The sequence below is a fragment of the Clostridium sp. TJA020 genome (assembly GCF_058310295.1).
In genome coordinates this window covers 244,683-256,191 of sequence record NZ_JBZEFC010000001.1, presented here as the reverse complement: position 1 = coordinate 256,191, position 11,509 = coordinate 244,683, and the positions used below count along the sequence as shown (strand labels likewise).

Sequence of the window (11,509 nt, the reverse complement as noted above, 5' to 3'; positions counted from 1 at the left end):
ATGCAATATTTTGTAGATGAAAATGAATTAATAAGTTTTATTTATGGAGGTGTGTCTAGCACTCTCTATTCTCTTTATGTACTAAATGTACAAGGGTTAAACAATGCTTTTGAAAGGGATATCAAATTTATAGAAGTTCCTGGACGAAATGGTGATTTAATTATAGATAATAACAGAAGAAAATCTAAAGAAATTAAAATAGAAGGATTTATAGATCATTCAAAATCATATATAGAAACTTTTGATGAATTAGTTATAGAAATAGAAAAATGGCTTCAATCGGAAGTTAAATTAAATAAATTGCAATTCTCTAACTCTTTTAGAACATATAAAGCTATTTGTACAGGAATAGAAATAGATGAAGTAATTGAAGGATTAGGACAAGTACTCATTAAGTTTAAAATCCAACCAGAGTAGGGGTGAATAGATGATTAAATTATATGATAAGACTGGTAATACAATTATAGCTAATCTTGAAAATTGCATAGAATGCTTTGTTGAAGAAGAGAGAAATGGAATATTTGAATTAAAACTTATTTATCCAACTTTTGATAGTAATTTTAACTCTTTAATAAAAGAAAACATTATAGTTTCAAATGCCAATGACATATTAAAAAATCAGAAGTTTAGAATCTATCATATAAGTAAGGAAATTGCTAATAAAGTACAAATTTATGCTAGACACATAAGTTTTGATTTAATGTATGACTTTATAGAAAGCATAAATATAGAAAACCAAAGTTGTGAATATGCTCTTAATACTATATTTAGAAACTCTCAATTTTGTAGACATTATAGAGGTTATTCTAATATAATAAATGCTCAAAATTTTAAAATAGAAATGATTGATTGCTTAAGTGCAATAGCTGGAAGTAAAGGATCTATAATAGATACATTTGGAACTGGTGCTGAAATGTTAAGAGATAACGAAAATATACATGTTTTGAATAGGCGTGGCCATGATAATAACGTTACTATAGAATATGGTAAAAACTTAACTGGATTTAATTGTACTGAAGATACAACAGATTTAATTACTAGGATATTCCCTTATGCAAAATATACTCCTGAAGGTCAAGAAGAAACTATAGTAAAGGGAATTTATGTTGATAGTAACTTTATAAATAACTTTAGTCATCCTTATATAAAACATATAGATTTCTCAGATAAATTTGAAGATAATGAAGTTCCTACATTAGAAAAATTAAGAACTTTATCTGAGAAATACTTTAAAGAAAATAAATGTGATATTCCAAAGTTAAATTACAAAATAGAGTTTGTGCCGCTTTCTAAATGCGTTGGGTATGAGAAAATACAAGATGAAATAAGTTTATGTGATGTTGTTACTGTTAAGCATAGAATTTATAGAATTGATACTCAAGTAAAAGTAATTAAAACTGTATTTAATGTTTTAGAAGGTAGATATGAATCAATGGAACTTGGAGAACCTAAAACAAATATTTGTGACATTATTGGAAATGGTCAAAATGGTGAAGATGGAAAGCCAGGACCACCTGGACCACAAGGAGTGCAAGGAGTGCAAGGGCCACCAGGATTAGATGGAAAACCTGGGGATTTAAATGATTTTCCAGACTCGTTACCAAGCATACCTAGTTTGACTTCTAAAGTTTATGGTTTTGCAAATATAGAGTTAAGCTGGACTTTTGAGAATAAGCTTTATTACAGCTATGAATTGTATGCTAGTAAGGTTAAAGACTTTACTCCTAATGTATTTGATTTAATATTTCAAGGACAAGCGAGTACATTTTTATTTCAAGCTAAACCTAATGAAACTTGGTATTTTAGATGTTGTGCTGTTAATAGTCATGGAAATAGAACATTATTTAGTAATCAGATTACAGTTACAACTACTAAAATTGATGATTTATCTAATTACGTAGGAGAAATGGCTATTGGAGAAGCACTTATAGGAACTTTATCTTTAGATAGAGGTTGGATAGGTGAACTTAGAGGGAATTATATAGATGCTAAACAACTATCTGTTACAGATGGAAATGGTAAGAGGACTTTAGATATAGACAGTTTCGGTAATGTTAATTTAGATGTAACAACATTAAGAATAAATAGTGAAGCAGTTGCAACTCAAAAAGAACTTGATTTTCTCGATGATGCTATACAGACAAAAGTAAGTAGTGGAGAATTTGGAACTCTTTTAGAACAAAATTCTCATGCTGTTAAGATTGCCTGGAACAATATTTCACAATTCGTACAATTTGAAGATGGAGCATTAGTAATTTATAACGGAGAAGCTACTGCTTATAATAGGAGAAGTGTATTCGATGAAGATGGAATGCACTTTTGGAGAGATGGAGATTATCTAGGTAAAATAGGAACTAATAATATTAGTAGTGATAATGCTCTTAAAGGATTTACTTTTGACTTAGAAGAATCAGGTGCATATATGACCTGGGCGAAAAGAAATAGTGGCTATTATGCGATGAAATGGAGCTATGCTAACAAAACAGTAGAAGGTTATGCAGCTAATAGATTGCATGCAGGTTGTGATATAGATATGCATAATTACACTTTAAGAAATGTTGAGTTTGAAGGTGGAGGAATAAATGGAACTTTAAAATTTGTACAAATAGCAGAAATGAATACAAATGGAACTGCAGCACGTTGGTTTAATAATTGTAAATTAGTATTTTCTAATGGAATCTTAATAGATGCTAGTTGGGGGAATCCATAATGAAAGAAAAATATGTTATAGAAGAAAATAACAAAGCTTATAAAAGACCAAAAGAACCTAAACAGGAAGATTATTATGATATTAGTGAAACTGAAAACGAACGTAAAGAAAGAATTTATTTATATAGTGAGGTGAAGTAATATGGGGAAAGACTTACCTTTAAATGTGAAAATAGAGAACGTAAGAGGTATGTTAAATACAGCATTAAGCCAGGCAACCATGCAATATGGATTACCTGCTTTTTTAATTACAGGGATTTTATCAGATATAATGCTTGATGTTAAAAGACAAGAAAAAATAGAGTTAACTAATTCCTATAATAATATTTTAAAAGAGTTAAAAGGAGAAAATGAATGAGGAATATAGATAGAGAAAATGCTATTGATGTTAATGCTATTAACTATTCTCCTATTGCTACTTTTAAGCAAGGTGATAATGCTACTTTAGAGGTTACTCTATTTAAAAATGGACAAGAATTTGATATAACAGGACAAACTATAACCTTAGGGGCATATAGACCTAATAATACTGTTGTAGAACAAATTGACGGATTTACTATAAATCGTAATTTATTAACAATACAACTTAAAAATAGCGTACTTGCAGTTTATGGACTTATAGAACTTGAATTAAACTTAGAAGATAGTGAAGGTGAAATGACAACATCTAGTTTTTTTATTAAAGTCAATAAGAAAGTTTTAGGTGAAGATAATCTTGCTGCATCTGATGAATTTAATTCACTTAAGCAATTAAAAATTGACTTGCAAAATGCTAAGAGAGATGAAACTACTAGAATTGAAAATGAAAAAATAAGAGCAAATAATGAAATTAAAAGACAAGAGTTTTATGAAAACAAAGCTAAACCATTAGCTGAAAATCTTAAGAATTATGATTCAAAAATTACAACTAATACAAAAAATATTAGAAAGAATACTTTAGATATCGAAAGAGCATTTGAAGTTATAAATGATGGTAGTTATTTACCTTTCGAGGGTGAAAATGTAACTATAGAACATTCAAAGGTTGGTTTTACTAAAGATATAATTATACAAGGTGGTACTTATCAAAATTTATTTCCAAAAATATTAACATCAAATTATTCATTTCAAGGTGATGGAGATATAGATAATAATTCACTAATACTTCCATTTGGTTCTGATGTTAATTCTACAGCAATAAGATGTATTAAAAATAAAGCACTTATTAAACCAAATACAACCTATACTGTGGTTGTTAATATAATAAGCAATAGTGCTAATCAAAATTTAGGTATGAGTAGTTATTTAAGTGCATTAGTTCCTGAAAAAAATTCCTTTGAAAATAAATTAGGAATATCAAAAATTAAATGTACATCAATAGATATTGATAAACAAGAGTATAATTGCGATGCTTTTTTCTGTATTTGGGCAAATGGAGGTAATAAATCAACTAATATAAAGTTTGAAGTTATGCTTTTAGAAGGTGATTATACAAGTAAACCAATCCCTAAATTATACTTTGAAGGAGTTAAATCTATTGGGGAGTTAGCAGATAATAAAATTAGTATTTCGAGTTGTGGTAAAAACTTAGTTGAATTTATTGAATCAGGTGGTATTATAGATGCTAATGGAGCAGACTACAATAAAAATATTTATATAAGAAGTAATTACATTAAAGTATTAAATTTTACTAAGTTAGGTATAGTGAATAATAATGAGGATGATGATGTAAGATTATCAGTAGTATATTTTTATAATAATTATAAAGATCTTATAGGTAAAAATTATATTTCTGGTAATACAACTGTAAACATACCTAGTGGATGTGTATATGCTAGAGTTGAAATGAAATCAAGTAGTGAAGTAGATATTTCTAATAAGATAGAATTACAAAAGCTTATGGTAGGAAAAGGTATAACCAGTGATACTGACTATGAACCCTATAAGGGAAATAAAAAAGAAATTTTATTGCCTTTTGAGGACGGACTTAAAGGCTTACCTAATGGAACAAAAGATTTGATATACAACAAAGATGATAGTTGTTATGTAAGAAAAAATATAGGTTTAACAACTTTAAAAGGAGTAGAAAATTATACTATTTATAAATATGATGCTTCACAGGAAACAATTATGTTTTTTACAAAAATAAACGGAATTAAACCTTATTCAAAAATTATAAATAATAAATTTGTACAATATTTCACAGGATTAGGTAGTGTAGATTATGAAGGATGTTTTACGGATGAAGATTTCAATTTTAGAATTAAAAAAGAAAGATTAGAAACTCCAGATGTAGAAGGATTAAAAAAATGGCTTCAAACCAATCACGTTACTGTTTATTATGAACTGGCTGAACCAATTGAATACAAAATATCTAATTTAAATTCTATTAATTTAGAAACATTTAAAGATATTACTCATGTATTTTCTGAAAATGAAATAAAACCTAATCTTAGCTTTAAAGCTCCAGTAGATGTTCCAGCAACTATTAGTAGCTTAAGAAGTAAAAACACAAACTTAGAGCACGAGAATAAACAACTTAAAGATGAAGTAAATACTAAAACACTTAAGTTACATGACCAAGATGTAGAGTTAACAAATTCAGATTTAGACCTAGATTTTAGAATTTTTGAATTAGAAATGAATATAGGATTACCTATAAATTTAAATATGAAAGGAGTTAAAAATATGGCAAGAAGTCCATTTGAAATGATGAAAATATTAGTATTAAACAACAACTATGATAGAGAGGATATTGAATATAAAGCAAGTAGATATTTACAAGGTAAGAGAATTACACAAGCTGAATATGATGAGATAATAAGCTTAATGGATGCTAATGAATTAGTAAAATAAAAATAAAATTAGAAATATAAAGGCAATATTAATGGATCTATTAAAGGTCTTTTTTTATTGCCTAATTTTATATAAAAAGGAGAAAAGAAAATGGATTTAATAAAAATTCTACAAGAAAATGTTACTTTGGAGGCAATTTATTACTTATTTGCATTCTTAGTATTTATGGATGTAATAACAGGAGTTACTAAAGCATGGAAACAAGGAAGGGTTAAGAGTAGAACACTTAGAGATGGATTATTTGGAAGTGTAGGGGAATTGATAGTATTATTTATTGCTATAGTAGTAGCAAACATAATTCCAGTAGCGGCAGCACTAATTTTTGTGCTTATAGTATTTATGAGTTTAAAAGAGCTATGGTCAATATGTGAAAATCTTATAGAAATAGGTGTAAAATTACCAGGGTTCTTGGTAAAAGGACTACAAGTTTATACTGATAAAATTGATAATTTAGGAAATGAAGAGCAACTTAGATAGTTGCTCTTTTTAATTTATAAAAATATTAAAAGAAAGAAGGTAATATATTATGAAAATAGCAGTAAGAGGTGGACACAATCCAGGAGCTACAGGAGCAAGAGCAATAATAGATGAATTAACAGAAGATAGAAAAGTTAAAGATGCAGTAATAAAATATTTAAAGCAACTAGGACATACAGTATTAGATGTAACACCAGGTAAAATGGGTTCTTCAGAAGACTTAAAATATGGAGTTAACAAAGCTAACAGTTGGGGCGCAGATTTATTTATATCTATACATTTTAATAAAGCTTATGATAAATATAATGGAGCATTAGGTACAGAAGTATGTGTATACAGAGAATTTACAGAAGCTAAAAGAGTTGTAGATGGATTAGGTAATTTAGGATTTAAAAATAGAGGACAAAAAATAAGAACTAATCTGTATGAACTTAAAAATACTAAGATGAAATCTATGATAATTGAAACATGCTTTGTTGAAGCTACTAAAGATGTGGAACTTTATAAGAAATTAGGTCCTGATGCAATAGGTAAGAAAATAGCTGAATCTATATCAAATAAAAAAGTATCAGGTAATAATTCAAATTCATCTACTACAAAGCCTCAATCTAATACAAATACTAACTTTAAGGTTGGAGATAGAGTAAAAATTACAGGTACTAAATATGCAACAGGAGAAAAAATATCAGATTGGGCCAAGAAACAAATTCATACAATAAGTAAAATCCAAGGGGATAGAGCTCTACTTAAAGAAATAACTTCCTGGTGTTACTTAAAGGATCTACAAATAAGTACAAGTTCTAAAAAATTAGAAGTTGGAATGTATGTTCAAATGGTAGGTTCAAAGTGGGCAACTGGCCAAAGCGTTCCAAGTTGGGTAAAAAATAATAAGTATAAAGTTAAAGAAATTAAAGGAGATATGGCTTTATTAGATAATGTTATCAGTTGGGCATATATTAAAGATTTAAAATATTAACGTTTTAGGCTAGTAGGAGAACTCTTACTAGCCTTTTATTTTATGGAAAATATTAGTTTGTACAAAAAAAGTAAATATTGTAAAATAAAAGAGAACTTACTAAGTGTTGGTAGCACGTAAGTTCTCAAAAACGAATATGTCTCATTAAATATGTTCTATTATAACATATTTTCTAAGGGATAGAAAGAAAATATGGAGGTAATATGGCTACTATACATTTTTATCAAGCTAATTATATTAAAAAATCAACTATAATAAAAAAAGGAAAAAATATACCTATAGCAACTGACTTAAGTTATGATGAATTAAAAAAAGATTTTAAACATATAGTTAAAAATAATCATACAAATAATACTATATTATTAAATGATGAACCTGATTGGGTTATGTTTGAAATTTTAGAAAAAGGAAAGAATATTACTAATAGAGAAGATGATGCTAATTTTGATGATTTCCAATACATTTTTGGGAGAATAGGTAAAAAGAAGGATATTACTAATTTACAAAAAAGAAATATGACTGATTACAGTACAAGAGAAATTGAAATTGAAGATGATGAAAACATGGAAATATTCACTTACTTTTATATTTTCTTTGAAGAAACAGTAAAAAAAGTTAGTATAGCTTATCTTACATCAGTATCAGCACCAGATATAAGAAAACTAACTAATTTAATAAATAGATATCATTCTGATAAAACAAGAGAAATTGAAATAAATCCAATTATAACTGAAGATGCAACAAAAATTCTAGAAAAAAAACAACTAATAACTGCACTTCAATATAAAATAGCAGTACCAACAGATGCTATTTTAGGATTAGATGGTATAGGTATTAGTCAAAGTTTATATGAAGAACTTGAAAACGTACGTTCAACAGATATTGTAATTACAATTACAGCTGAACGTAACAAAAATTTATTGAAAGATAAAAGTAAATTAGAAGGGTTTAAAGATTATATATATAAAACCCATAACAGTGGAGTAAAAGAGTGTTTAGCAAAAGCAAAAGATACAGCTAAAAATCAAGCACTTCCTTATCATTTTTTAGAAAATGAGTTTATATCTAAAGTAAACTTTAAATATAAAAAAAATAAACCTGAAGAAAGATTTGATGAAATAAAAAAGAAATTACATCAAGAATATATAAATAATAGAAATGATTTATTAGATTATATGAAATAAGGAGGAATTTATATGTTTAAAAGGATTAAGGATGCAAAGTTTATTATTATTTATTTTATAAGTATCAATATATTAGTCTTTTTAGCATATAAATTTCAATTAATCAAAGTAATAACTGATTTTGAAAAAGGCGATCATTTTAATATATTAACAATAGGATCAATTTTTGCAGGTTTCCTATTTACTGGATTAGGCATAATTATAAGCGGACTTGGTAGCGAAAAGGTAAAAAGGCTAAATAATGGTGGTTATATAGCTAAATACTATTGGCAAATATATATAGCTATTTTCTGTAATTTGATAAGCATGATAAGTTCATTATTAATATTGTTTAATAGCAATATTAATTTATCAACATTACTTTGGATGGAACAATATTTTTTATTAATAGGTGTATTGCTATTCATAAAATGTATGTATGACTTAATTGGAATAATAAGAAAAATAAAATAGTATGAAATACATGGTTATATTAAGTTCCGGGATTTTTCATATTAAATGCTTTCAATTATTAAGGATAAATAGTATAAGTAAAAGAAATAAAATATATACTAAATAAGCTAATATTAATATAACTAAAGTAATAAAAATAAATACTATACCCATAAAATCACCTCACTTTAAATCCTATCCATTTAATGGTAAAATATACTTATGGAAGGTGATATTATGAAAATGGGTATGAGAAAACCTAGCTTAAAAAAATCTTTAAAAGCTAGAACCACAGGAAAAGCTAAAAGACAAATTAAAAAAGCTATCAATCCAGCATACGGAAAAAAGGGAATGGGTTGGATCAATAATCCTAAACGTGCAGCTTACAATAAAGTATATAATAAAACAACGGTTTCAGCTGGTGATGTAATCAATACATCAACTACTGGTAAAGTAACTAAGAAAAACACTTCATTATTTCAATTATTTCTAAATTTATTTAAATAGGTAGTGTTTATGGTAAAAAATAGATTAAAAGAAATAAGAATGAAAGAGTACACAATGAATTCAGGAGAATTTGCAAGATTTTTAGGTATAAGTATAAAAACCTATAGTGGTTGGGAAAACAATCACAGCAAACCTCCATTAGATAAAGCTCTATTAATTGCAAATAAATTAAATAAAGATGTAAAAGAAATTTGGTATCTAGATGACTAGATACCTTTTTTTATTTTGGCTCTGTTTTAAAACTTAGTGAAAGTTTCATATACTTGAACTGATATTTCATAAATGCCTTCATATGGTTTTTCAATATAGTATTTACCGTCATTACCTTGGTATACAAACAATGATATAAGATTATTAGAACTATCAGTTAATACTATTCTTATAAGTTTTCCATTTATATTAGTAGGTGAATCGTCTATGCTTTGCATTATTTTGTTTTTCTTAACTAATAATAACGCATTGTAAATCTCTGATATGTCTTTAGAATCTTCAATTGTATGCAACTTAGATGTATTACTACTGAAATCATTGTATATTTCTATAAATGAAATCTCATTTTTCTTTGGAATATCTAACATTTGTTTACTCGTAACTGTTTCCCTAATTGATAGAAACATAATAACCCCTAATAAAATAACCATTGAGAAAATAATTATTTTTTTGTTCTTTCTAATATTAATCACTCCTATTAAGTTATAGTTATAATCAAAATATTATATGGTTATATTTGTAAAATCAATGAAAATTAAAATATTCTCTATTTATATATTGAATATTGTATATATATATATTATTTATACATACCTCATTTAATTCTCTTGTATTCTAATTCAATATCTATTTTAAGTAACTTTCTTAAAATAAAAGAATTTTCTTAAAATATAAGAAACATTTTTAAAATTATTGCATATAAATAAACCATAAGAATCAAAAAGGAGCAAAAATAGTATGAAAATACCTGTTAGTTTTAAACAAAGAGAATTAAATTTATATTTGCATTGCATGGGGAAGGTTTCTCCTAGTGCTTATATAAAGGAATTAATAATAAAAGATATGGAGGGGAAAAAAGATGGCCAAAACTAAAAAAGGTAATAAGATCTTTATATTAGAAATGGAAGATAAAAAGTTTGAGTTTAAAGATTTAGAAAAAACTATTCTTAAAGAACTTAAATCTTTAGGCGTGAAGTATTCAGATGATGTTAATATTTATTTAAATACTAATGAATGTACTGCTTATTGTGTAGTTAATAACACTACTCATATAATTAAAATCAAATAAAAAAGCCTATCCAGTTGAAGGATAGACTTAGGCTAGGTTGCTATCGCTAAGCTTTGCTTACGCTATAGCTTATGCAGCAATATATAAAAAGTTGACTATTTTCCGATTAGTTTTTATAGTATTAAGATTTTTTTAAGAAAGTAATGCTAATGCTATTCCAACTACAGCATAACAAGTAATATACCCTGCAATAAACATAAAGATACCTCCGATAAAAATGAAATATTCTTTAATAATAGTATTACCATTTTTAAAAATAATATTCAGGAGGATTTAATTAAATATGAAAGATGTTACTATGACACTAAAGCAGTTCATGGAATTACAAAGAAAAGAAAAAGATTTAATTGATATTAGAATAGAAAATAAGAATTTATTAATTATTGATCCTAGAGTAGAAAAATTTATAGTCTTTGGAGTTGCTTGTACAATGTTTCTAATAACAAATACTAAAACAGCTTATGCTTCAGAAGCCATTCCAGCAATTGATACTATAGGAAATAGATTATTAGGAATAGCTCAACAAGTTGGCTATTGGTTATGCTTAGTACTTTGTATAAAAGAAATTCTAACTGAAATACTTCAAGGTAATGCTATCACTAATCCATCTGATCTTGCTAAACCAATAGTTAAGTATTGTATAGCATTTGCAAGTATATATTTTATGCCATCTTTATTTGATTGGATTAAAGAAGTTTTTTAAGGAGGTATTTATATGCTAGATTGGATTAAAGAAAATATAATTAATTTATTTCAATGGATACTGTTAGGAATAATAGATAATTCTTATTGGATATGTTTGATAATTTGTATGATAGCAATATTACTATATATATGTAGCTTTAGGAAAAGTTTAAAATATGTATCTGCATCAACAGTTATATTTATAATCTTACAAGCACTTAAACAGGTGATTGTAAATGGGTAGTTTGAAACTAAGTGATTATTTTGAATTAAGAAAACCTAGCTACAGTTGGATAAAGATAACTAGCCATAAAAGTATAAGAAACTATAATAGTAGTAATTTAGTTAAGACAATAGCTAATACTTATAAAAGTATAAATAAATTAATTCATTATAAATAAATTAATTCATAAGGAACAAAAGAAA

Annotated in this window: 17 protein-coding genes; 16 read left to right on the top strand and 1 reads right to left on the bottom strand. The window is 26.4% G+C overall.

The features are described 5' to 3' along the window. The 11 genes from AC4FQ1_RS01305 to AC4FQ1_RS01255 all read left to right on the top strand — a co-directional run bounded on the left by AC4FQ1_RS01305 (window position 1) and on the right by AC4FQ1_RS01255 (window position 9,330). Window positions 1–417, top strand: a complete 417-nt coding sequence (locus tag AC4FQ1_RS01305) for a hypothetical protein (protein ID WP_491168706.1) — start codon at window positions 1–3, stop codon at window positions 415–417. Window positions 418–427: 10 nt separating this feature from the next. Next, window positions 428–2,710 (top strand): phage tail spike protein, encoded by a 2,283-nt coding sequence (locus AC4FQ1_RS01300; protein WP_491168705.1) that lies wholly within the window; start codon window positions 428–430, stop codon window positions 2,708–2,710. Continuing rightward, window positions 2,710–2,850, top strand: a complete 141-nt coding sequence (locus AC4FQ1_RS01295) for a hypothetical protein (RefSeq protein ID WP_491168704.1) — start codon at window positions 2,710–2,712, stop codon at window positions 2,848–2,850. Before AC4FQ1_RS01300 ends, AC4FQ1_RS01295 begins: the two co-directional genes overlap by 1 nt. Before the next feature lies 1 nt (window position 2,851). Next, window positions 2,852–3,067: a hypothetical protein gene (locus AC4FQ1_RS01290; RefSeq protein WP_491168703.1), complete on the top strand. Its 216-nt coding sequence runs from the start codon at window positions 2,852–2,854 to the stop codon at window positions 3,065–3,067. Continuing rightward, window positions 3,064–5,544 (top strand): BppU family phage baseplate upper protein, encoded by a 2,481-nt coding sequence (locus tag AC4FQ1_RS01285; protein ID WP_491168702.1) that lies wholly within the window; start codon window positions 3,064–3,066, stop codon window positions 5,542–5,544. The genes AC4FQ1_RS01290 and AC4FQ1_RS01285 overlap by 4 nt, the downstream gene beginning before the upstream one ends. 90 nt (window positions 5,545–5,634) lie before the next feature. Then, complete coding sequence (locus tag AC4FQ1_RS01280; protein ID WP_491168701.1) at window positions 5,635–6,021, top strand: phage holin family protein; 387 nt, start codon at window positions 5,635–5,637, stop codon at window positions 6,019–6,021. 49 nt (window positions 6,022–6,070) lie between these two features. Then, window positions 6,071–6,997 (top strand): N-acetylmuramoyl-L-alanine amidase, encoded by a 927-nt coding sequence (locus AC4FQ1_RS01275; protein WP_491168700.1) that lies wholly within the window; start codon window positions 6,071–6,073, stop codon window positions 6,995–6,997. A 203-nt stretch (window positions 6,998–7,200) separates the two neighbouring features. Continuing rightward, window positions 7,201–8,181, top strand: a complete 981-nt coding sequence (locus AC4FQ1_RS01270; protein ID WP_491168699.1) for a hypothetical protein — start codon at window positions 7,201–7,203, stop codon at window positions 8,179–8,181. A 12-nt stretch (window positions 8,182–8,193) separates the two neighbouring features. Further along, window positions 8,194–8,634 carry a hypothetical protein gene (locus tag AC4FQ1_RS01265; protein WP_491168698.1) on the top strand — a complete coding sequence of 147 codons (441 nt, stop codon included), beginning with the start codon at window positions 8,194–8,196 and terminating at the stop codon, window positions 8,632–8,634. Window positions 8,635–8,862: 228 nt separating this feature from the next. Further along, on the top strand, window positions 8,863–9,120 hold the full coding sequence (locus tag AC4FQ1_RS01260) for a hypothetical protein (protein WP_491168697.1): 258 nt from the start codon (window positions 8,863–8,865) through the stop codon (window positions 9,118–9,120). Window positions 9,121–9,129: 9 nt separating this feature from the next. Further along, window positions 9,130–9,330, top strand: coding sequence for a helix-turn-helix transcriptional regulator (locus AC4FQ1_RS01255; RefSeq protein ID WP_491168696.1), 201 nt, complete (start codon window positions 9,130–9,132; stop codon window positions 9,328–9,330). A 26-nt stretch (window positions 9,331–9,356) separates the two neighbouring features. Here the strand turns inward: AC4FQ1_RS01255 and AC4FQ1_RS01250 are convergent, their stop codons facing one another. Further along, a complete protein-coding gene (locus tag AC4FQ1_RS01250) occupies window positions 9,357–9,737 on the bottom strand; it encodes a DUF5301 domain-containing protein (protein ID WP_491168695.1) in 381 nt (126 codons plus the stop codon). A 331-nt stretch (window positions 9,738–10,068) separates the two neighbouring features. Between AC4FQ1_RS01250 and AC4FQ1_RS01245 the strand changes: the two genes are divergently transcribed. From AC4FQ1_RS01245 to AC4FQ1_RS01225, 5 genes are all read left to right on the top strand, one after another. Next, a complete protein-coding gene (locus AC4FQ1_RS01245; protein ID WP_491168694.1) occupies window positions 10,069–10,203 on the top strand; it encodes a hypothetical protein in 135 nt (44 codons plus the stop codon). After that, a complete protein-coding gene (locus AC4FQ1_RS01240; protein WP_491168693.1) occupies window positions 10,190–10,399 on the top strand; it encodes a hypothetical protein in 210 nt (69 codons plus the stop codon). The genes AC4FQ1_RS01245 and AC4FQ1_RS01240 overlap by 14 nt, the downstream gene beginning before the upstream one ends. Before the next feature lie 283 nt (window positions 10,400–10,682). Next, on the top strand, window positions 10,683–11,102 hold the full coding sequence (locus AC4FQ1_RS01235; RefSeq protein WP_491168692.1) for a hypothetical protein: 420 nt from the start codon (window positions 10,683–10,685) through the stop codon (window positions 11,100–11,102). A 12-nt stretch (window positions 11,103–11,114) separates the two neighbouring features. Further along, on the top strand, window positions 11,115–11,327 hold the full coding sequence (locus tag AC4FQ1_RS01230; protein WP_491168691.1) for a hypothetical protein: 213 nt from the start codon (window positions 11,115–11,117) through the stop codon (window positions 11,325–11,327). Next, window positions 11,320–11,484, top strand: a complete 165-nt coding sequence (locus AC4FQ1_RS01225; protein ID WP_491168690.1) for a hypothetical protein — start codon at window positions 11,320–11,322, stop codon at window positions 11,482–11,484. The genes AC4FQ1_RS01230 and AC4FQ1_RS01225 overlap by 8 nt, the downstream gene beginning before the upstream one ends. Window positions 11,485–11,509 lie beyond the last annotated feature (25 nt).